Genomic DNA, 21,355 nt, shown 5'->3' on the forward strand with positions numbered 1-21,355 from the left:
AAATCCTTATCAATTGACCTCGCGCTCGATTGGGAGAGCGCCTAGTATGAGAGCCCGATGCCGCCGCTCAACCAAACGCCGGAATGGAAAGCCCTCGCCGCTCATGCTGCTGCGTTGAAAGCATCCAGAATTCGGGATCTGTTCGCGTCGGACCCGGCAAGGTTCGAGCGCTATTCGGTTGAGGGTGCGGGTCTTTTCCTGGATTTTTCCAAGAATAAGATCACCGAGGAAACCGTCGATCTTTTGATTGCGCTGGCCATGGCCCGTGATGTCGAGGGCGCGCGTCAGCGGATGCTGAATGGCGAACCAATCAATGTCACCGAAGGCCGGGCTGTGCTTCATCCGGCGCTGCGTGATTTCGCCATGCGTGATTATCATGTCGACGGCGAGAACGTATCGCCGAAAGTGCGCGCCGAACGCGAGAAGATGAAAGCCTTCGCGAATTCGGTGCATTCTGGCGTGCGCAAGGGGCATACAGGAAAGCCGCTCGACACAGTGGTGAATATCGGCATTGGCGGTTCCGACCTGGGGCCGTCGATGGTAACGGAAGCACTTAAACCCTACTGGATTAAAGGCCGACGCACCTTTTTCATTTCCAACGTGGATGGACAGCATCTCTGCGATGCTTTGGCGGAGTGCGATCCAGAAACGACATTATTTGTGGTCGCGTCAAAGACATTCACGACTCAGGAAACGATGACCAACGCCGCAAGTGCAAGAAAATGGTTTTTGCAAAATGGCGGCGATGAAGCCGCCATCGCCAAGCACTTCATCGCGCTTTCGACTAATCAGCGCGCAGTTGAAGCCTTCGGAATCGACGAAGAGAACATGTTTGTCTTCTGGGACTGGGTCGGCGGGCGCTATTCACTCTGGTCGGCTATAGGTCTTTCCATCGCACTGCAGGTTGGTTTCGATAATTTCGAAAAGCTCCTGAAGGGTGCGCACGCCATGGACGAGCATTTCAGAACGGCGCCTTTACGCGAGAATATGCCGGTTATGCTGGCGCTTGTAGGCGTGTGGAACCGGAATTTCATGGGCGCCGCGGCGCACGCCGTCTTGCCTTATGACCAGCATCTCCACCGCCTGCCTGCCTATCTGCAGCAAGCCGATATGGAATCGAACGGCAAACGGGTGGGGCTCGATGGTGCGGCTATAGGAGTAGAGACGGGGCCAGTTATTCTTGGTGAGCCGGGCACGAACGGCCAGCATGCGTTTTACCAGTTGCTCCACCAGGGAACGGATCTGATTTCAGCGGATTTTATTGCGCCCGCTATCAGCCAATCTGAATCAGGCGCACATCACGAAATTCTTCTTTCCAACTTTCTTGCGCAGCCTGAAGCGCTGATGCGCGGTAAATCCGAAAAAGACGTGCGTGAAGAGTTAGTCGCGCAAGGATACGCCAAGCCGGATATCGATAAGCTTGCGCCGCATAAAATGTTTCCCGGAGATCGCCCGACAAATTCCATTTTAATGGAAAAAGTGACACCTGAAACTCTAGGCGCGCTGATCGCGCTTTATGAACAGAAAATCTTCGTGCAGGGCGTCATCTGGGGGATCAATTCATTCGATCAATGGGGGGTTGAATTGGGTAAGACATTGGCGAAAGCAATTCTGCCGGAGATTGCAAAATGCGGTGAAGAAAAATCTGCGGCGACAGCCCATGACGTATCAACGAATGGCCTGATTAACCGCATTAACACAATACGCGGTGCAAAACCGGAGGGCGCAAATGGCTGACGCAACAAATGTCCGAGGTGGTTGTCATTGCGGCGCCGTCCGGTTTGAAGCGAGCGTTGACCTTGCAGGGGCCATGGAATGCAATTGTTCTCACTGTGCCATGAAAGGCTTTGTGCTTACCTTCACGCCCGCAGAAAAATTTAAGATACTCTCCGGTGAAGACAAGCTTACGGAGTATCGGTTCAATAAAAAACAAATCCGTCATCTTTTTTGTTCCCTTTGCGGCGTTCAGCCCTTCGGTATGGGAAAGCACCCCGATGGCGGGGAAATGGCGGCTGTGAACCTGCGCTGTGTCGAGAATGTCGATCTGTCCACACTTCAGCCACAGCAGGTTGACGGAAAGAGTTTTTAAAATGGTTTTTCGAATGTTGGTTGGGTTTGTCACGGTTGTGTTTGCTTTAGCGGCGTCTGTCGGCGCCCAGGAAACAACCCACGCGAAAATCCAGACATCTATGGGTGATATCGTTGTCGAGCTGTATCCTGGCGATGCACCGATCACAGTCCAGAATTTTCTCGAATATGCAACGAGCGGCCATTATGACCGCACACTGTTTCATCGTGTGGTTGCCAGGTATGTCATTCAGGGCGGCGGGTACTCGCGTTATTATACTGAGCGCCCGCCTCGCGACCCGATTGCTTATGAAGGTGATAACGGCCTTGAAAACAAACGGGGCACGCTCGCCATGGCCCGCAGCGACGATCCGGCAAGCGCGCAGGCGCAATGGTTTATCAATCTCGCCGACAATGAAAGGTTCGATCACAAGATCGTCGAGGGCATGCCGCTATACGGCTACGCCGTATTCGCGCGAGTTGTTGACGGCATGGACGTTGTCGATGCTATCGGATCAGTTTCAACCGGGCCGGGCGGGCCGTTTGAATCGGAGGCGCCCATCGACCCGGTCATTATTGAGCGCGTTGACCCTGTCGATTGGCCCATAACGGATTAGCTTGCGCTGTCTTTGATTGCCTGAAGCTCGGCTTTCTCCACGGTGAAGTTTTCGGTGATGGTCACCGCTTCGCCGGCGCTGATCGCCGCCCGCTGCGCCTCGCTAAGTTCTCGCGAGAAGATAACGCGCTCGCCTGGCGCCTGCGTATCGACAGTTTCACCCTTGATGCTGATTTCAAGCGTCGCAAGAAAGGCGGGACCCAGGATTTCGCCTTCATCTGCTGCAAGAGGTTTTAAAAGAAATGTCACCTCGTTCTCGCCTTCGCCAACGAGCCGGTTTATGGGGCGCGAACCGGTCATGGAACCGTTTTCCCCGCCCGATAGAAAAGTATCTGCCTTGCCGTTGATCGCAGTCTCGACAGAGACACCATAGGTTGAAACGCTTAATGTCAGGAACATGTCGGCCGGCACAGGCCCGCCGCAGCCGAGCAGCGCTAGCGCTGCAGCAATCCAGGTCAATTTCAGAGCTTTCATCACTCCCTCCCATGGCTTGCCAAAGTATGCGCCGGATGGGGCATCGCCTCAACCACAGCTCCGTTGCCCCTCTCTCCGGCATGGGCTATCTCCCGCCTGATGACCCAGCAAAAGAACAAAAAACAAAAGACATTCCGCCCCAAGGCGCGCATTCCGCGCGGGTTTCGCGATCGCCTGGGGACAGAAATCGTCGCCGAGCGCGAAATGCTGGCGCGGATCAGCGCTGTCTATGAGGCATGGGGCTTCGATCCGCTGGAAACGCCCGCATTTGAATATACCGACGCGCTTGGCAAGTTCCTGCCGGATGTGGACCGGCCGAACCAGGGCGTCTTTTCTCTGCAGGATGACGATGAGCAGTGGATGAGCCTGCGCTACGACTTGACTGCGCCACTCGCCCGTTATGTGGCGGAAAATTACGATGCGCTGCCAAAACCGTTTCGCCGATATCAGGTCGGGCCGGTATGGCGGAATGAAAAGCCAGGGCCGGGCCGTTTTCGCCAGTTCACCCAGTGTGACGCTGACACGGTTGGCGCGCCGGCGCCTTATGCCGATGCAGAAATCTGTGCGTTGTTTGGCGAAGTGATTGAAGCGGCAGGGATCAGCACCGATGATTTTTTCATTCGCGTATCGAACCGCAAAATTGTCGATGGCTTGTTCGAAAAAATCGGCCTTGAAGGCGATGAGAGTCTGGAAACGCGCCTTACCGTCATGCGCTCCATGGACAAATTCGACAAGTTCGGCGCCAAAGGTGTCGCCTTGTTGCTCGGACCCGGGCGTAAGGATGAGAGCGGCGACTTCACCGATGGCGCCGGGCTGGATGACGCGAAAATAGAAACCGTCTTGTCTTTCCTTCAGTCCGGGCCTGAAAATACAACTGATGATCCGCTGGCGGTCATTGCGAAACTGCTTGGCGATACGAAAAGCGGAGTGAGCGGGCTTGAAGAGCTAAATGGCATCAAGTCATCAATTCCTGATTTCGATGCACGCGGCATTATTTTCGATTGTTCCGTCATTCGCGGTCTCGACTATTACACCGGCCCGGTGTTTGAAGCGGAATTCAAATCGACATTGACCGATGCGAAAGGCCGGCCCGTGCAGATGGGCTCAATCGGCGGCGGCGGGCGCTATGACGGTCTTGTCAAACGGTTCAAGGGCATGGAAGTGCCAGCGGTCGGTGTCTCGGTCGGCGTATCGCGTCTTCTTGCTGCCCTTGAATTGAAAAAAACCGGTGAGGCAGCAACGCATGGCCCGGTCGTTGTGCTGGCGCTCGAAAAAAATCAGATGGCCGAATACCAGAAAATGGCGGCGGAACTGCGCACGGCTGGAATACGCGCCGAGGTCTATCTCGGTGGCTCTAACTTCGCCAAGCAGCTTAAATACGCTGACAAGCGCGCGGCGCCCATCGCGATAATTCAGGGCGAGGATGAGCGCAATAACGGCGAGATCACCATCAAGGATCTTGTCAAAGGCGCCGAGCTGTCAAAACAGATCGAAGACAATAAAGAGTGGCGGGAGGAACAACCCGCACAGTTTTCCGTAAAGCGTAGTGAGCTTGTTGTGTCGGTGAAGAAAGTTTTGGCGCAAAGCCAAGACTGACCTCAGCAAACGCCATGTTCGATTGCTATTGGCGCGCAAGGCGTCATTGAGCGGGAAAGTGTTTTCCAGCCATCTTCGGTTCTTACAAAAGTCGCCATGAATTTCATGGGCGGAAACTTACCTAAGGGTTGCATGGTTCCATCAATATCAATTTTGCCAACGAGTACAGCTGTATCATTGTAAAAAATAACTTGTTCTTGAGAAAATTCGACGGCGCGCACATCAAGACTGCCAACCCCCACAACCGCTTGCGCCTTGGTCTCAACTCGACCCCCAGGGGCAATTACCAGATACTGATCAACCGCGAGGCGTTCCAAAGGTTCCGCGTTCTTGTTCAGTAGGAGTTCTTGTTGCTGTTCTCTGTTAAGCTGCTTGATTTTTTCTGTGTCAGCCAGATTGTCACTCTGGTTTGAGGCTAGACAACTGCTCGCTGTAGCGGCCATGCTGACTGCTAGTCCAAAAGTAGATGTTTTAGTTTTAGAAAAGTTCATGCCGTTTCCCCTCAATTGTAATCTCGGATTACCAAACTCGATCATAGCCGCTTTTCAAGTTGGCAAAAAAGGCCCAAAATAAAACTCACCCAAATAGCATCAGCACGCCTGAAATCGACATTAAGGCCAGCAAAGTCGTCACGCTCACCGCCGCGGCGGTTTCGGTTTTGTAGATGCCGAACTGGCTCGCCATGACGAAGGAAACGACGCCCGACGGCGTAAACACGAACAGGGCCAGCGCGCCTAAATAATCAGGATCGCTGAGGCCAAAGGCAATCGCGAGGCTTAGTGCAATTGCCGGCAAAACAGCCATTTTCATCATTGCGATGGCGCCAACGCGTCCGGCCACAGACTTTATCGGCGGCATCGGGTTGGTGATCAGAAAAAGACCAAGAGAAAATAGGGCTGTCGGTCCTGCCGCGCGCCCGAGTAGAGAAAAGAATGTCTCACCCGGACCTGAAAAAGGAAAGCCAAGCGCTGAATATATAAACCCTGCGCCCATGCCGATGACGAGCGGATTCTTTATCGGCTTTGCGATAAAGCTTACTGCAAGCGCTGAAACTGATGCGCCGTCATTGCGTGGTGCGATCAATGCGCTTGAGATGGCGACGATCAGCGTGCCCTCAACAAGCATCAGCGTTACAAACGGCCTCGCCCATCCGTCTACGGATAAAGCGATCGGCAGCCCGAGAAAAACGGCGTTGCCAAGCGTCGAGGCGACACTGTGTGCGCCGGCTTCCTGCGGTTTGAGACTGAACAAAGGGCGCGCCAACAGATATGCCCCGAAGATCACTGCGAGGCTCGCGGCGCCGTAAGACAAAAGGATGGTCAGGTCCTCGCCCCCCGGCCGGGCCGTGCCGGCGGTAAGGCCGAACAGAGCCGCGGGCATTGCAAACCGGAAAACAAATTTATTGAGCGCGGCTGAATCTTGCGCCGTCATCAGCTTCAGCCGTCCTGCAAGAACGCCAGCGGCGATGATTGCGAAGACGGGAAGAGCGACAGAGATGACGGATGACATAGCGCAGGAGCCTCGGGCGGGTGAGCGCAAGGTCTCGCCGCGTCAGGGCGCGCGCGTCAAGGTCAGGAGAGATTGAGAGAGTAATAAATGAATGCCGGGCGAGAGATAAGGCCAAATCTCCCGGGGGCTGGGGGCGATGGTTAAAACCGGAAACTCCGGCCGAACCACCCGCCCGGCTCTTACGCAATCTGGCGGCGGATTGGGGCGGAGAGAGGGATCAATTAAGGCGATTTTAAGGATGATTTTCCCCTTTTCGTGAGCCGTTGGGCTTGCGGGACCCGTGATCGCGCGCAAAACTATAGGCAATGCGTACTCAGGCTTTGACCCAACCGCCAAGGAAACGGCCCGAACCGGTCGCTTTTACCCGCAGCGAACTCACCCGCATCCTCGCCGTTTATGGTTATTTCGTCGCCGCAGGGGAATGGCGTGATTACGGCATCGATCACATGAGGGATGCGGCGGTCTTTTCCATATTTCGCCGTGCATCCGAGCTGCCAATATATCGTATTGAAAAGCGACCCTCGCTGGCGAAAAAGCAGGGCGCATGGGTGGTCGTTTCCATGACCGGCGCAATCGTGAAGCGCGGACATGACCTTGCGCAGGTTTTGAAAGTCTTTGATCGTCAGAAATTGAAGCTGGCGACTTGAGATTAGTGGCTCTGTGCAGCACTACTCGATGCGTTAGTGCATGCCTCAAGCGTTTCCACAAAAACATGTCGCTGTGCGTGACTGCCGCCGATGCGGTGTAGATCGTTCAGCAACGGGCTTAGTTTTTCCGCAGCGGCGTCACGGTCGTTTGCGGTAAAGGCGACAATAGCCTCTGCCGCGGGAAAGCAAATCTTTCCCCAGACATAGGCTGTATCCTCGGAAACACTTTCCTCTTTCAATTTCAACGAAGACAGAAAAGCGTCTGCTTCGCCATCGGTTCCCGCACGCGCGAGGGCATAGAGATAATGCAAGTCATGGAATGGAAAGAAATGCTCGCCAGCCCGTTGCCGCGCCTGCTCGACGACTGGCGCCCAGCGTTCGCCAACGTCCACCCCGCGCAGTTCGAGCCGCCACAGCATGGAAACGGCGCCGATTTGTTCCTGCGGAAACTCCGGCCACGCGCCCCACAGGCGTTCATCGAAAATTTCAAGCGCTTCGGTCTCGCGCCCAAGCGCCAGCTGGAAAAGAGCCGCGTGCCACCAGTTATGATCGCGGATGAAGACGCCTTTTTTCTCCCAGGTATGCGCGCAATGGTCGAGCCAGCGCGCGCCCTCTTTGGCGCGGCCTTCCGTTTCCAATACATGGGCGACGGCGTGATGGGCCCAGGCGTCATCGATGGCGATTTCCGACGCCCGCATGCCTTCTTCTTCCGCTTCGCGCAGACGATGGTTTTGTTCAAGCGCGAAAGCGATCATGCCATGGGCGTAGGGCGTTTCTTCATGAACAATCGCCGCGCGCTGTCCGAGCCGTAACAGCGCCGCCTGATCGCCGAGGTTAAAGGCGTGATACTGGCCCCATTTGATCGCGCATAAATCCGCCGGCCAACGGACAGTCAGCTCATCAAGACGTACGAGCGCCGAACAAAAATCCTGCGCTGCCCAAGCGTTCACAGCCGAACAGAAAAGCCGTTCTCGTTCAGTTGCGCTTTCTTCATGAGCGCGCATCCGCTCCAGATATTGATTAGCGGCGGCCCACCCTTCAGCGCCTTCGAAAGCGAGATGAAGCGCGGCGGCGTGCGCATTGACCAAGGCCGAGCCTTCATTTGCGTCCGCCACTTCAAATAGCCCGCGAATGTTCGAGCCATAACTCAAAAATTCGGAAACATAATCGTCATAGCCGCGCGCCGACGCCGCGCATGTAGCTGTAAGGGGAAGGTCGAAACAATCACGTACTGACATTGGGGGGACTGTAATGGGGCTTTTCAGTAGCGGCAAACGCAAAACCCTGACGGCCGGTCACGAGCAGGTCATGGGCGTTCAGGACAATAAAAAACCCCGCCAAAAAGGCGGGGTTTTCGCGTTAGCGTTGTTTTGCTAGTCGCGCATGATCCCGAGAATATTCAGGATGTGAATGAACAACGTGACGAACGAGCCGTAGAGCATGAAGGCGCCAAAGATTGCTGCGCGGTCATTCATGGCGCTGCCTTCGCGATACATGGATTTGATCACCTGCGTTTCCCAGGCTGTCACACCGGCGATCAACAAGATCACTGCCGATGAGGTCAGTAGACTGCCCATGGTGCTATGGAAAAACAGCGCGTTCAGAACTATCGCAACAATGACGGCGATCATCCCGGCGCCAAGAATGGGCGCCCAGCCGGTGAGATCTTTTTTCGTGGTGTAGCCCCAAAGGCTAAGTCCGCCGAAAACCGACGCAGCCATAAAGAAGGCGCGGTAGATATCCTGTGCGGCGCCGGCTTGCTGCGTCATATACAACATCGGCGCGATCATGACGCCCCAGAGCGCAGCATAGGCCCAGAACATCCCGTGTGCGGCGACCTTGGAGCCATTCATCATCACTTTGGGTGCAAACCAACCCATGCCGAGAATGCCGGCGAAGCCGACCCACATCCACGGGCCGCCCATGATCGCCCGTACGATCGCCTCATTGCTTGCGACGTACATGGAGAATAAGCCGGTCGCCGCGACACCGAGCCCCATATAGTTGTAAACGCCAAGCATGTACTGGCGCAGGCCCTGGTCAATCGCGACACTGCCGGTCTGAGCGACTGAGCCAAACTGTCTGCGTGGTTCGTTCATATAAGACGTCCTTTCCGTTTCGCCTTCCGGGGCCTTTCGGCCCGATAAACTTGAGTGCAATATCGGGGGCGGCGCGCCTGCAATCAAGAGATTTCGGGGTTAAATTCGCCGATTTTCGACCAGTTGAAGAGCGTTAACGGTTTCAATTTTAGGCGAATTTTCGCGCGCTTAAGCTCTCAGGCGAAGGCGCGTGGCGAAAAATCCATCCATGCCGCCCTTATCCGCCAGCATGGAGGGCAGGGTCCGCATATCCCCGTCTCGGGTGACAGCCTCGGCAAGGCCGCCGATTTCGTCCGCGGCGACAGGCAGGCGTTCAACTGATGAGTGGCGTGCGAGGGCTGCCTTGGCCTGTGCTTCACCTTCTTCCCGCTGCAGCGAGCAAACGCAGTAGACGAGCATCCCGCCCGGCTTCAGCAAAGTGAGCGCATGATCGATCATCTTCGATTGCAGGTCGGCGAGGGCGGTCAGCGCTGTTTCGCCCTTGGACCAGGGAATGTCCGGGTGCCGGCGGATCGTCCCGGTAGCCGTGCATGGCGCGTCGAGAAGAATCGCATCAGCTTTTTCAGAAGGGCGGAAGCGGAGCGCGTCTTCTTCAACCAGTTCGGCTTTCATCTTTGTGCGCTCAAGATTCTCCTTCACGCGCTCAAGACGCGCGCCGGATTTATCAACGGCGACCACATGCGCGCCTGTGCTGGCGAGCTGCAGCGTTTTGCCGCCGGGCGCCGCGCAAAGGTCAATAACGCGTTTGCCGCTCACATCGCCGAGCAATTTTACCGGCAGGCTCGCCGCCGTATCCTGTACCCACCAGGCGCCCTCATCAAAGCCGTCAAGAGACGGCACATCGCTGGCTTTGGCTATGCGTAGCGAGCCGGTTGACAGAAGCTCCGCACCAAGACGGCTTGCCCAGTTGTTTGTATCTTCGCCTGATTTCAGGGTGATATCGAGAGGTGCAAATGAACGATGCGCTTCGGCCACGGCGCGGGTTTTAACGGGCCCAAGACTGCGTTCCCATGATCGCCACATCCATGACGGCGTATCGGTTCGCGCGGGAAGTTTCGCCAGCGCTTCCGGCCCCGCCTTGCCGATCTTGCGTGCGAGCGCGTTGACGAGTTTTGCGTAGCCTGCCGTTTCGCGCCGTTCTGCGGCGAGATCGACGGATGTGGAAACCGCGGCGTGCGCCGGCGTTTCAAGGATCAAAAGCTGCGTTGCGGCGAGCCTCAGAATGTCCATCACCCGGGCTGATTTTTTGGGCAGTGGCCGGTCGAGAAAGGCTCCAATCACGTGATCGATCGATCCGCGGCGGCGCAAGGTCTCGCTGACAAGGGCGCGGGCGAAGCCGCGATCAGGACCCTCAAGGCGCTCAAAACCCCGCGTACGGGCGATAGCATCATCCAGTGCCGCCCCTTCGCTGATGCGGTCAAGGATTTCGAGCGCGGCGCGGCGAGCGTCGAGTACGGGATTATCGGGAAATGGCTGTTCAGAGGATTGGGGCATAGCGGCAGCGCTTAACCATGCCTGCCCTGCGATGTCACTCAAAAACGGCGAAAATTCGCCATTTTGGCCTGTGGGTGGCCGAATGGCGTATTTTAACCTAATGTCCTTCAGCGGCTTGAGCCGCGTTTGTTTATCAGGGGTAAGTGAGGGGTCATGAAACCGGTATCTCTATTTATTGGCGCCGCCGCATTGGCGCTTGTTGGAAGCGTGAGCGCTGCGAATGCGCAAAATCAGATGGGATCGTCATCTGGTTCGGGAATCTCCAATCCGACAAACGTTGTTAAAAATTTCAGCGTCCAAACGGTAGGACCTGTCCTTAACGAGCTAGGCGTTTCATGGAGTGTCGAGCGGCTGGACAACGGCGCGCAATATATCATTGCTGCAGCCGGATCGATGCCGTTTCTCATTCAGTTTAATGCGTGTCCAGAGGGCCAAAGCGGATGCGCTGGTCTTTTAACGACGGCGCTTTTTGATGTTGCAACGCCAAACGCCCAGACTGTACAGGCGTTCAACGCGCGTGCGCCGTTCGTTACGGCGGGTGTAGAGCAGGGCGTTACCTATATCAGCCGTTATGATATCGCGGATTACGGCATCCCTCGCGGCAATATCGCATCCTCGATCGCTAATTTTCTATGGAACGCCGACGCTTTCGCGCAGGAACTGGCGCAGTCGCACCAAACGGTAAGCCTTGACGGTTATGCGTCCGACCTTTCCGCCAAACATCTTAATCGTCAAGCGGTGGAAAATATGACTGGCGTAGCGGCTAAACCGTCGACACCGGTTGAATATCACCAGTTTGGACTGGATGAAAAAATACAAATGATCCGTCTTTATGTTCAGGATACATCAGTTCCAAAAACAAAAATCGATAACGTCGATTAACCTCTGATTTACGATTATAAAAAAAGAGCGCCTTTTCAGGCGCTCTTTTTTGTTAACCTCGTTTCGAGATAAAACATTAACCGCAACTATCGTAACGCTTTCCATAATGGTGAACGCAAACACATTCGCTTGTGTTTGAAGGGCGGTAGTAATGCGACTGGCGAAATGCCGGAGCTTTGTCAGAAATAAAAAGGGGTCAACCGCGGTGGAATTCGCCATCGTGGCGCCGGTTTTCCTCGCGTTGGTTTTTTCGATCCTCGAGGCCGGGTGGTATTTTTTCGTGACCTCCTCCGTGGAGACGGCGACCACAAATGCGGCGCGTTTGATCCGCACCGGACAGGCGCAATCCAGCGACATGTCGCGGGATGCATTCTTTAATGAAATCTGTCGGGTCGTCGATCAATTCGGCGCATGTGATGATAAGTTGACGATCGATATCTCAAGCTTTTCTTCATTTGGAGAATTAGCTGCGGACCTTTCCGATCCCGTTTGTCGCGATAAGGACGATCCATCTATTGAGGGCGCGCAATTCGATAAAAACAGTTACGGGGGGCAGCGGGATATTGTTCGTGTCCGCGTTTGTTTTCTTTATAAGCCCATCAACCCAGGACTGGGGATGAACCTGCGGCAGACAGATCATGGCGGGCGGAAAATTATATCCGTGAATATTTTCCGGAACGAGCCATTCGGAGGCGCGCAGAATGATCAATAATATTCGCTGCTCTATTCGAACGCTTTTGCTTGACCGTGCCGGTGTCGCCGCAATGGAGTTTGCGCTCATCGCCCCAATACTGGTGGTATTGTTTTTCGGCGTTGTTGAAAGCGCCGACGCTCTTGCTCGAAGCCGTCAGGTGACGCTGGCTGCGAACACACTGGCTGATCTGGCAGCGCAAGAATCTGAAATTCAGACATCAGATCTTGACGATCTTTTCGATGGCGTTGAACAGATCATGGAAACTGGCGGCGCACCGGCCAACGTCACTCTGGTCAGCGTCGGTGTTGACGCTGACGGCGACCCTATCGTTTTGTGGAGCCGGAATAATTCAGGCGCCGCGCCATATGCAAGAGGCGCCGCCTATGCCGGCCTTCCTGCAACGGTGCTTATTGATGATGGCGCATCAATCATCGTTAGTGAAATCGACTATAATTATACATCCAAGCTAACACAAAAGTTTGTAAAAACGATCCCATTCGAACGCATGGCGACGCGCTGGCCGCGCCGATCAATCCGTATACGGCTTTGTTCTTCCGCAGGATCGTGCCAATCGTAGGTGTCATTTTTCATTTGGTGACGCTTACTTTCTGGTGACATAGTTCTATGCGATAACATCAAGAATTTAAGCTTGATCTCAGTAAATATATCTTGCTCGAAATTGTTCTAAAGTCTTGGCGCGCACATCGTTTCCATCGTCGGTATATCGATTTCACCCAGGCAACCTGATAAAGTATGAGTTTGTTGATAATTCGCGTCACTGATTTGTATTGAACGTATAATGACTGGTAGCGGGACGTTGGCGGGCCAATGACAATCCCGTTCAATTCTTCTGCAGGCGAGAGCGCCTCTGCAAGTTTTGAGGGGGCATTACGCCATTAGCTTTATATACCCTACTGGCTTTTAGCCGGTTGTTGGCGCTTCCCTCTGGTTATTGCACGGCTTTGCAAAGAGAGCCGAAACGCGGCTTAGCCCTTATTGTATGCGAGTAGCGTGTAAGATGATTTCCGAAATGGTGGAGCTAGGCGGAATCGAACCGCCGACCTCTTGAATGCCATTCAAGCGCTCTCCCAACTGAGCTATAGCCCCGAACTCAAAGCGCAACGTAATTGCTGACTCATGCCGGATATGGGATGCGGAACCTAGCGACGCCGCAAACGGTGTGCAAGTTGAAATTGTTCCGCCTTAATCGTCGTCGCCGCCTTTTTTAACAATCGCTGACACATCATCGTCGTCATCGTCGTCAAGCAGGCTGTCGTCGTCATCCTCGTCATCATCGTCGAGATCTACATCGATATCTTCAATGGCGGCGAGTTCATCATCATCGTCATCATCGTCGTCGTCGCTATCGTCGTCCATGGATGGGCGCCGGTTTGATTTGGCGGCTTTTTTCTCTTTTTCCGCCGCCTCAAGCGAGGTTTCTTTATCTGATTTTTTTTCTTCAGCCGCCGGTGTTTCGGTTTCCTCTTCGTCCTTGCGGGTCCGGCGAGGCTTCAACAGAGGCTCTGGTACGAATTCATGGTCGCATTTCGGGCAATGCGCTGGTTCTTTATTGAGGTCATAAAAGCGTGCGCCGCAATCGGGGCAGTCGCGCTTTACGCCAAGTTCTGGTTTGCTCATGGGCCGGCCGTCCGTAGAAAGAGTGCTTTGAAAGGCGTCCTGTTGCCACGGGCGAGGGCCGCTGTCAAAAGGAATACCCATTTCTCATGCAGGTTGCCGCAGGGATGACGTCACAACAAACAAAAGACGTAAGATCACGAGGCCAGGCCGGGGCTGTTTCTATGGTGAAAGGCAATCCTCTATCTGGCGTCGTGCGCGCGCCTGGAGACAAGTCCATATCTCATAGGGCCTTGATTTTGGGGGCGCTTGCATCAGGCGAGACACAGATTACGGGTTTGCTTGAGGCTGATGACGTCTTGCGCACCGCTTCGGCCACGCGCGCGATTGGTGCGACGGTCGAGAAAGACGGAACGGGCGAGCATGCGGTGTGGCGTGCGTCCGGCGGTGATTGGCTCCCTCCATCGCGGCCGCTTTATTTTGGAAATTCCGGCACCGGCGTGCGTCTGGCGTTAGGAGCGGTGGCTGGCGCCGGCATTCACGCGACATTTGATGGGGACGTTTCCCTTCGTGGTCGCCCCATGGGACGAGTTCTGGAGCCGCTACGCATGATGGGGATCGAAGCCACGGCTCAGGACGGGCGTCTTCCGGTTGAGCTTCATGCTGGCCATGGCCTGAAATCAGTAAGCGTTAAGCTGGCGACGCCTTCAGCTCAGGTAAAATCGGCGATCCTGCTGGCGGCCCTCGGCGCCGAAGGGAAAACGCGCGTTCATGAGCCCGTGCTTTGCCGTGACCATACCGAACGGATGCTGTCTGCCTTTGGCGTATCTTTGACAATCATACCTGATGACTGTGGTGGTAGATTTATTGAGATTGAAGGCAGACAAAAACTTCACGCCTGCAATATCTCTGTTCCGGGCGATCCTTCTTCTGCTGCTTTTCTGGCGGCTGCGGCGCTAATCGTTCCTCATTCCGATGTGACGGTGAAGGGCGTGTTGGTTAATCCGCTGCGTGCCGGCTTCTACGAAACGCTCAAGGAAATGGGCGCCGACATTTCATTTGAAAATGAGCGCGAGGCGAATGGCGAACGGCTTGCTGATATCCGCGCCAAACATTCAGTACTTCATGGGGTAGAGGTTCCCCCCGCACGCGCCGCATCGATGATCGACGAGTATCCGATCCTGGCTATCGTCGCGGCCTATGCGCAAGGGGAAACAATGATGAAAGGCCTTGAAGAATTGCGGGTGAAAGAAAGCGATCGCATTGCATGCGTTGAGGCGGGTCTCGCAGCGAATGGCGCAGATGTCCGGAGCGGGCCTGACTGGTTGTGCGTCAAAGGGAGTAACGGTCTAAGCGGCGGTGCGAGGGTCAAGACCAGCCATGACCATCGTATAGCCATGAGTTTTCTGGTTGCGGGGCTTTCCAGCGAGAATCCCGTCGAGATCGATGACGCCTCCATGATCGCGACAAGCTTTCCGGAATTCTTTGATCTGATGCGTCAATTAGGCTGCAGTGTGTCCGGTGAGTGATAGGCGCGCCTTGCCTAGACATGATTGTTGGGCATAAGTGACTGCCGATGGATAAGGCGTCCGGGAACTCTTCAATTGTCGTCGCGCTCGACGGTCCTGCAGCCTCCGGCAAGGGGACCCTGGCGCGTCTCATTTCAGACCATTACGGGCTAGCCTACCTGGACACCGGCACATTGTATCGTGGTGTAGCCTGGCTGGTGATGCGCGAAGGCGGCGATCCGGCCGACCGGGAACGAGCTGCGGCGGCGGCGAGGGATTACGCCATCGAGAAGCTATCTGGCGCAGATATACGCACCAAGGAAGTCGGCGCGGCAGCGAGCGTGGTTGCGGCGAATTCTGAGGTTCGCGCAGCGCTATTGGACTTTCAGCGCCGCTTTGCCGAAACACCGCCGAAAAATGCTGTGGGCGCCGTTCTCGACGGGCGTGATATCGGGACGGTGGTCTGCCCGGATGCGACGGTGAAGTTCTTTGTCACCGCCAGCCCTAAAACGCGGGCGCACCGGCGCTGGCTTGAATTGATCGAAGCCCGGCCAGAGCTTCAGGAATCCGAGATATATCAAGATCTTCTGGAAAGGGACGCCCGTGACGCCGCCCGCGACGATGCGCCTATGGCGGCTGCCCAGGACGCAGAGTTGCTAGATACGACTCATTTGTCTATAGACGCGGCCTTCGCGGCGGCGCGCCGCGTGATTGACGGCGTTTTCAGGCGCTGCGGCTAGACTTTACCGGCCCCGCCGAATTTTTCAGGAAACGTGTTTTTTTGTCCGTCTATCCGGCAATCGCGCCGTCATAACTTTAACTCGGCTCAATTGTCCGGGGACAACATCCCGGAAAGACCGCCGGATCAACCGGTTGGCATGAAAAAGCTGAATGACTGGAGACTAACTGCACGTGTCTGAAACCCTTAACCCGTCCCGCGACGATTTCGCGGAAATGCTAGAAGCCTCCCTTGTCGGCCGCCAGGATTTTGAAGAAACGGTCGTCAAAGGCAAAATTACCGCCATCGAAAAAGACGTCGCTGTGATCGATGTCGGCCTTAAAACAGAAGGCCGCGTGGCGCTGAAAGAATTCTCACAACCAGGAAAACCTGCTGACCTTAATGTCGGCGACGAAGTTGAAGTCTTCGTTGAGCGCGTTGAAAACGCTAACGGCGAGGCTGTTATCAGCCGTGAAAAAGCCCGTCGCGAGGAAGCCTGGGATCGTCTTGAAAAGACTTATGAAAAAGGCGAACGCGTCGACGGTGAAATCTTCAACCGCGTGAAAGGCGGCTTCACGGTTGACCTTGGCGGCGCTGTTGCGTTCCTGCCGGGCAGCCAGGTCGATATTCGCCCTGTTCGCGATGCTGGCCCGCTCATGAATATTCCACAGCCGTTCCGCATTTTGAAAATGGACAAGCGCCGCGGCAATATCGTTGTTTCACGCCGCGCTATTCTCGAGGAAGATCGCGCTGAACAGCGTCAGGAAGTCGTCAAGGAACTGAACGAGGGTGATGAGCGCGATGGCGTCGTTAAGAACATCACCGAATACGGCGCATTCGTTGAGCTTGCGCCTGGCGTTGATGGTCTTCTGCACGTTACGGATATGTCGTGGTCACGCGTCAACCATCCGTCTGAAGTGTTGAACGTTAACGACACCGTTCGCGTAAAAATCATCAAGATCAACCCGGAAACCCACCGGATTTCACTCGGCATCAAGCAATTGACTCCGGATCCGTGGGAAGGCGTTGCTGCGAAATATCCGCTTAGCGCCAAGTTTAGCGGCAAAGTCACAAATATCACCGACTATGGCGCGTTTGTTGAGCTTGAAGACGGCATCGAAGGTCTCGTCCACGTCTCTGAGATGAGTTGGGTGAAGAAGAACGTCCATCCGGGCAAAATTGTTTCGACCTCTCAAGAGGTTGAGGTGATGGTGCTTGAGGTTGACGAATCCAAGCGACGGATTTCACTTGGCCTGAAACAGTGCCTCGACAATCCATGGGAGCGTTTCGCTGAAGAGCATCCTATCGGTTCTATGATTGAAGGTGAAATCAAGAACATCACTGAGTTCGGTCTGTTTGTCGGCCTGAACGAAGAGATGGACGGTATGGTTCACCTTTCTGATCTCGACTGGAATCGCTCAGGCGAGGACGCAATTCAGGACTATGAAAAAGGTCAGACGGTTCAGGCGAAAGTGCTTGATGTTGATCCGGAAAAAGAACGCATTTCGCTTGGCGTCAAACAGGTTGGGTCTGATCCGATGGAAACTATCGGTGATATCCAGCGCGGCTCTGACGTAACTTGTACGGTAACGGCGATTGAAAGCGGCGGTATCGAAGTTCAGATCGGCGGCTCTGACGGGCCGAAAGCGTTTATCCGTAAGTCAGACCTTTCGAAGGACCGCAGCGAACAGCGGCCGGAACGGTTTGCTGTGGGCGACAAAATCGATGCGCGCGTGACGACGATCGATTCCAAAACACGACGCATCAATGTTTCCATCAAGGCGCGTGAAGTTGCTGAAGAAAAAGAAGCGGTTGCCCAGTTCGGCTCTGCCGATAGCGGCGCTTCGCTCGGTGACATTCTCGGTGCTGCACTGAAAGAAAACGAGAAAAAAGACTAAGCCGTTAGTCTTTTCCGCTCTAAACTGGACCCTCAATGCCTCGCGTTGAGGGTCTTTTGTTATCCAAACGGTGAAAGGGCGTCCTCTATTGCCTGAACTTCCTGAGGTTGAAACGGTGCGGCGAGGGCTCGCCCCAGTGATGGAGGGAGCGGTCTTCAGGCGTGTTGAGTTGAGGCGGCCCGATTTGCGCTTTCCCTTGCCCGCAGGCTTTGCCAACCGCCTGATCGGCGCTAGCATCGAAGCACTTGATCGCAGAGGGAAATATTTAACCGCCAGGCTCTCAACCGGTGAAATACTCGTCATGCATCTGGGCATGTCCGGGCGATTTACGGTCACTGCTGACAGCATTAAAAAGCCTGGACGATTCCACGCAGCGCAAAACTGCGCTCAAAAACATGATCATGTGATCTTTCATATGGCGGGCGCTCATCCCGCGGTCATTACCTATAATGATCCGCGCCGGTTCGGCTTCATGGATCTCGCCGCTGTGGCAGACCTTGAAAAGTGCAAGCATTTTAAGGGAATGGGGCCTGAACCGCTCAGTAATCAATTCTCGGCGGCGTCGCTAAACGCGGCCCTCAAAGGTAAATCTACTCCGATCAAGGCGGCCCTCCTTGATCAGCGGATCGTGGCGGGGCTCGGTAATATCTATGTTTGCGAAGCGCTGTATCGCTCTCGCATATCGCCCAGGCGCAAGGCCGGGTCAGTCGCCGGCAAGCGCGGCGAACGCCTTTGCGTTGAAATCGTTAGCGTATTGAGGGACGCCATAGAGGCGGGCGGCTCCTCCCTCAGGGACTTCGCCAGCGCTGAGGGTGAGCTCGGGTACTTTCAGCATCGATTTGACGTTTACGATCGTGAAGGGGAAGCCTGCAGACAATGCGCTAATCCGATCAGCAGGGTCGTTCAGGCGGGCAGATCGACCTTTTTTTGCAGCCGCTGTCAGCGGTGAGAAATTGGCGGAAAATAAGGCGTATTTGCGTGTTGACGCACCCTATGCCCGCCGCTATATACGCCCGCTCGCGCCGCCATTAGCGGCTGATAACATTGAGTGAAATCAAAGATGGCTAACACGACTTCCGCCAAGAAAATGGTACGCAAAATCGCGCGCCGCACTGCAGTGAACAAATCACGCCGCTCGCGCGTGCGTTCATTCCTTCGCAAGGTGGAAGAAGCTATTGCATCCGGCGATAAAAGCGCTGCCGAAACGGCGTTTAAAGCTGCTCAACCGGAGATGCACCGTGCTGTTACCAAAGGCATCTTTCACCAGAAAACAGTTTCACGGAAACTGTCGCGTTTATCGTCGCGCATTAAAGCGATTGCCGCTTAAAAACCGTCTTATTTTATTGTAAGGTTCACGCATGTCGCACACTGTTGCGACATGCTTTTTTCTAATGAGCAATTTCCAAAGTTCATAAGCGCCTTTGATGTATCGAGCGCACATATTGCGAGAGCAAAAATTGCGCGTTATGGTTCTTCGTGTTGTTCCGTTCGTAACAGTTTGTTTTTGTTGCAAGCGTGATTTTGTAAGGGGATTAGCGAAGTTCAAGCGTGTAAAAAATTCGACACAAAAGGCGAATCAAAGCTTGACGCTCATCCTTAAGTTTATCTAGACTAAGTATAGTCAATACGACGGATGCGGATGATTTTCCGCAAGGCTCAGTTTTTAGTTTGAATAGCGTTTTTCAGTCGGTCACAATTGCCTCAAGCGAGGTGACTGACGTTTAGGCGCGTCATTAGCGCTTAGTTTGGTCGGGGATAAGCAAAATGAAAAACGGCGGCTTCCTAAAGTTCGATCGAAAGCAAACGATTAGGGAAGCGGATCCGCTTTTGCTTTAAGCGACAATATTCGTACTCGCGTCGGCGGCGTCTCGCCGAAAACAAATATTCCAATAAAGCCATATGTGCGTTGCGTGGCTTTCAACATGCGCGCATGGTGTGAACTTGACTTCAAATTCGGGCGACAAAATGAACAACGAAAAAACAACAGGCGGTCTTCCTTTTCCCGGGCAAAATCATTCGGAGCTTTTCAAACGGTATCACGCGGCGCTTCGCACGCGCGTTGGCGAGGCAAAGTATAAATCCTGGTTTGTAGATTTGGGGTTGGCGGAGTTCAGTGAAGAGTGCGTAACTCTTTCAACCGGGTCTGAAGCGAAACGCGATATGCTTGATCATCGCTTCTTCCCGGTGCTTGCCGATACCTGGCGAAAGGAAGTTGGCCCCTTTCGCAACATGCGGCTGACGGTTCTTAAGAATTTAAGCGCACACGCGGCAAAAGTGGATGCACAAGAAGAAAAGCGCGCATCAGGGAGCGCCTATGCCGCGCCTTCCCATGCCTCTGCTAGCGGCCAGGTTGCTCAGCCAGCGGCCGAAAAGGAGCAGAACTTTGACGGCATTGCGACCGCGCTCGACCCGCGGCGGACATTCGACGCTTTCGCTGTAGCGTCATCTAACCGGATCGCATGGGCGGCGGCTCAAGAAGCCATGGCGGAAGGCCGTCCAAAAGAGCTGATTTATTTCTACGGCCCTTCCGGCGTAGGCAAGACGCACCTGTTGCAGGCGATCGCCCATGAACTGCTGAAGCGCGGCGAGCGCGGCGCGCCGGGGTATGTCACGTACAACAATCTCGTAAACGCGTGCGTTAGCGCAGTGTGGGCGAATGCCACCCAGGCGCTTCACAAGGCATTGTTGGCGTATGACTATATTGCTTTCGACGACATTCATTTTTTAACAGGCAAAAACAGAACACAGGAGGAATTACTGATCGTGATCGATGCAGCGCTCGACAGCGGCAAACAGGTTGTCATCGCCGGAGAACTTCCACCCGCAAAATTGGCGGAAGCGGGTATCAATCAGCGTATCGCCGACCGTCTCGCCGGCGGCATCTGCGCGCCAATCCACCAGGGGGATGAAGCTTTGCGTATGGCGGTGCTGCAAAAGCGCGTTGAACAAAGCACGGCTAAATGCGCCATTAGCGAAGAGGTTCTTGCGTTTATCGCGCGCACATTCTCGCAAAGCACGCGAGAAACAATCGGCGCGCTTAATCAGTTGTTGTTGATGTATGGCGGCGAAGAGGTTGTCGTTGATCTCGACGAAGCCAAGTCGATTTTAAAGTCGCGTCTTGAAGATCGTAAGCGGATTTCAACAATTGATGACGCCATTGCGGCTGGCGCCGAGGCTTTTGGATTGAAACTTGAAGACATGACCGGCCGTTCCCAGCCTCAGCGCATTGTGAGGGCGCGTCATGCGGTCGTCTGGTGCGCGCGCGAGGTCTTGAAAGAGTCGTTCCCGCGCATCGGCAAGGCGCTCAAACGCGACCATACAACAGTCATGAGTTCCTATCGCCGGGCTCAGGCCTTGCTGGAGCGGGACAAGGCCTTTCAAGACGGCGTCAAGCGCATCAGAGAGGCGCTCGAGGGCTAATTTCGGGGCTCTTAAAAGCGCTTGAAAAACAGATCATTACCACCCCGTCGCCGGCGCTGGAAATCAGCGCCGGCGCTAGCTTTTTAGGGGGTGTTTCGGCTATAATCAGCCTATGAATTCCGCACGGCGATTCGCTGCGCCGGCGTCGCCGGAAGAGA

The 21,355-nt window shown here is 54.8% G+C and carries 21 protein-coding genes and 1 tRNA gene; 14 read left to right on the forward strand and 8 right to left on the reverse strand.

Annotated features, from left to right (window positions below):
• Window positions 1–57: 57 nt before the first annotated feature.
• Genes pgi through PUV54_RS08435 form a run of 3 tightly spaced genes read left to right on the forward strand, consistent with a single transcriptional unit; the run spans window position 58 to window position 2,684 of the window.
• Window positions 58–1,737 carry a glucose-6-phosphate isomerase gene (gene pgi, locus PUV54_RS08425; protein WP_274495191.1) on the forward strand — a complete coding sequence of 560 codons (1,680 nt, stop codon included), beginning with the start codon at window positions 58–60 and terminating at the stop codon, window positions 1,735–1,737.
• The gene (locus PUV54_RS08430; RefSeq protein WP_274495192.1) at window positions 1,730–2,089 is read left to right on the forward strand and encodes a GFA family protein; all 360 of its coding nucleotides are present in this window, start codon (window positions 1,730–1,732) and stop codon (window positions 2,087–2,089) included. Before pgi ends, PUV54_RS08430 begins: the two co-directional genes overlap by 8 nt.
• A 1-nt stretch (window position 2,090) precedes the next feature.
• Window positions 2,091–2,684 (forward strand): peptidylprolyl isomerase, encoded by a 594-nt coding sequence (locus PUV54_RS08435; protein ID WP_274495193.1) that lies wholly within the window; start codon window positions 2,091–2,093, stop codon window positions 2,682–2,684.
• Here the strand turns inward: PUV54_RS08435 and PUV54_RS08440 are convergent.
• Window positions 2,681–3,157, reverse strand: a complete 477-nt coding sequence (locus tag PUV54_RS08440) for a hypothetical protein (RefSeq protein WP_274495195.1) — start codon at window positions 3,155–3,157, stop codon at window positions 2,681–2,683. The genes PUV54_RS08435 and PUV54_RS08440 overlap by 4 nt on opposite strands.
• 99 nt (window positions 3,158–3,256) lie before the next feature.
• Between PUV54_RS08440 and hisS the strand changes: the two genes are divergently transcribed.
• Window positions 3,257–4,753 carry a histidine--tRNA ligase gene (gene hisS / locus PUV54_RS08445; RefSeq protein ID WP_274495196.1) on the forward strand — a complete coding sequence of 499 codons (1,497 nt, stop codon included), beginning with the start codon at window positions 3,257–3,259 and terminating at the stop codon, window positions 4,751–4,753.
• A gap of 2 nt (window positions 4,754–4,755) precedes the next feature.
• Here hisS and PUV54_RS08450 read toward each other — a convergent pair whose 3' ends face one another.
• A complete protein-coding gene (locus PUV54_RS08450) occupies window positions 4,756–5,289 on the reverse strand; it encodes a nuclear transport factor 2 family protein (RefSeq protein ID WP_274495197.1) in 534 nt (177 codons plus the stop codon).
• A 40-nt stretch (window positions 5,290–5,329) separates the two neighbouring features.
• Window positions 5,330–6,262, reverse strand: a complete 933-nt coding sequence (locus PUV54_RS08455; protein WP_274495198.1) for an AEC family transporter — start codon at window positions 6,260–6,262, stop codon at window positions 5,330–5,332.
• Between the two features lie 305 nt (window positions 6,263–6,567).
• Between PUV54_RS08455 and PUV54_RS08460 the strand changes: the two genes are divergently transcribed.
• Entirely contained in the window at window positions 6,568–6,909 is a 342-nt protein-coding gene (locus PUV54_RS08460; RefSeq protein ID WP_274495199.1) for a DUF2794 domain-containing protein, read from the forward strand.
• 2 nt (window positions 6,910–6,911) lie between these two features.
• Here PUV54_RS08460 and PUV54_RS08465 read toward each other — a convergent pair whose 3' ends face one another.
• The 3 genes from PUV54_RS08465 to PUV54_RS08475 form a co-directional block, all read right to left on the reverse strand.
• Entirely contained in the window at window positions 6,912–8,147 is a 1,236-nt protein-coding gene (locus PUV54_RS08465; RefSeq protein WP_274495200.1) for a tetratricopeptide repeat protein, read from the reverse strand.
• 135 nt (window positions 8,148–8,282) lie between these two features.
• Window positions 8,283–9,008 (reverse strand): Bax inhibitor-1/YccA family protein, encoded by a 726-nt coding sequence (locus PUV54_RS08470; RefSeq protein ID WP_274495201.1) that lies wholly within the window; start codon window positions 9,006–9,008, stop codon window positions 8,283–8,285.
• Window positions 9,009–9,176: 168 nt separating this feature from the next.
• Window positions 9,177–10,544: an RsmB/NOP family class I SAM-dependent RNA methyltransferase gene (locus PUV54_RS08475; RefSeq protein WP_274495202.1), complete on the reverse strand. Its 1,368-nt coding sequence runs from the start codon at window positions 10,542–10,544 to the stop codon at window positions 9,177–9,179.
• Between the two features lie 111 nt (window positions 10,545–10,655).
• On the opposite strand from PUV54_RS08475, the gene PUV54_RS08480 reads away from it, so the two are divergent.
• From PUV54_RS08480 to PUV54_RS08490, 3 genes are all read left to right on the forward strand, one after another.
• The gene (locus PUV54_RS08480) at window positions 10,656–11,384 is read left to right on the forward strand and encodes a YbjN domain-containing protein (protein WP_274495203.1); all 729 of its coding nucleotides are present in this window, start codon (window positions 10,656–10,658) and stop codon (window positions 11,382–11,384) included.
• A gap of 205 nt (window positions 11,385–11,589) precedes the next feature.
• Complete coding sequence (locus tag PUV54_RS08485) at window positions 11,590–12,096, forward strand: TadE family protein (RefSeq protein ID WP_274491781.1); 507 nt, start codon at window positions 11,590–11,592, stop codon at window positions 12,094–12,096.
• Window positions 12,086–12,655 carry a TadE/TadG family type IV pilus assembly protein gene (locus PUV54_RS08490; RefSeq protein WP_274491782.1) on the forward strand — a complete coding sequence of 190 codons (570 nt, stop codon included), beginning with the start codon at window positions 12,086–12,088 and terminating at the stop codon, window positions 12,653–12,655. Before PUV54_RS08485 ends, PUV54_RS08490 begins: the two co-directional genes overlap by 11 nt.
• Window positions 12,656–13,109: 454 nt before the next feature.
• Here PUV54_RS08490 and PUV54_RS08495 read toward each other — a convergent pair.
• Window positions 13,110–13,185: transfer RNA gene (locus PUV54_RS08495), tRNA-Ala, on the reverse strand.
• Between the two features lie 96 nt (window positions 13,186–13,281).
• Entirely contained in the window at window positions 13,282–13,716 is a 435-nt protein-coding gene (locus tag PUV54_RS08500; protein ID WP_274491783.1) for a TIGR02300 family protein, read from the reverse strand.
• 161 nt (window positions 13,717–13,877) lie between these two features.
• Between PUV54_RS08500 and aroA the strand changes: the two genes are divergently transcribed.
• From aroA to PUV54_RS08530, 6 genes are all read left to right on the forward strand, one after another.
• Window positions 13,878–15,182: a 3-phosphoshikimate 1-carboxyvinyltransferase gene (gene aroA, locus PUV54_RS08505; protein ID WP_420797950.1), complete on the forward strand. Its 1,305-nt coding sequence runs from the start codon at window positions 13,878–13,880 to the stop codon at window positions 15,180–15,182.
• A 47-nt stretch (window positions 15,183–15,229) separates the two neighbouring features.
• Window positions 15,230–15,901 (forward strand): (d)CMP kinase, encoded by a 672-nt coding sequence (cmk, locus tag PUV54_RS08510; protein ID WP_274491785.1) that lies wholly within the window; start codon window positions 15,230–15,232, stop codon window positions 15,899–15,901.
• Window positions 15,902–16,073: 172 nt separating this feature from the next.
• Window positions 16,074–17,777 carry a 30S ribosomal protein S1 gene (gene rpsA / locus PUV54_RS08515; protein ID WP_274491786.1) on the forward strand — a complete coding sequence of 568 codons (1,704 nt, stop codon included), beginning with the start codon at window positions 16,074–16,076 and terminating at the stop codon, window positions 17,775–17,777.
• 88 nt (window positions 17,778–17,865) lie between these two features.
• Window positions 17,866–18,726: a bifunctional DNA-formamidopyrimidine glycosylase/DNA-(apurinic or apyrimidinic site) lyase gene (gene mutM, locus PUV54_RS08520; RefSeq protein WP_274491787.1), complete on the forward strand. Its 861-nt coding sequence runs from the start codon at window positions 17,866–17,868 to the stop codon at window positions 18,724–18,726.
• A 111-nt stretch (window positions 18,727–18,837) separates the two neighbouring features.
• Window positions 18,838–19,104 (forward strand): 30S ribosomal protein S20, encoded by a 267-nt coding sequence (gene rpsT / locus PUV54_RS08525; protein WP_274491788.1) that lies wholly within the window; start codon window positions 18,838–18,840, stop codon window positions 19,102–19,104.
• 638 nt (window positions 19,105–19,742) lie between these two features.
• Window positions 19,743–21,197: a DnaA ATPase domain-containing protein gene (locus tag PUV54_RS08530; RefSeq protein WP_274491789.1), complete on the forward strand. Its 1,455-nt coding sequence runs from the start codon at window positions 19,743–19,745 to the stop codon at window positions 21,195–21,197.
• Window positions 21,198–21,355 lie beyond the last annotated feature (158 nt).

This window comes from Hyphococcus flavus (genome assembly GCF_028748065.1).
GTDB lineage: Bacteria > Pseudomonadota > Alphaproteobacteria > Caulobacterales > Parvularculaceae > Hyphococcus > Hyphococcus flavus.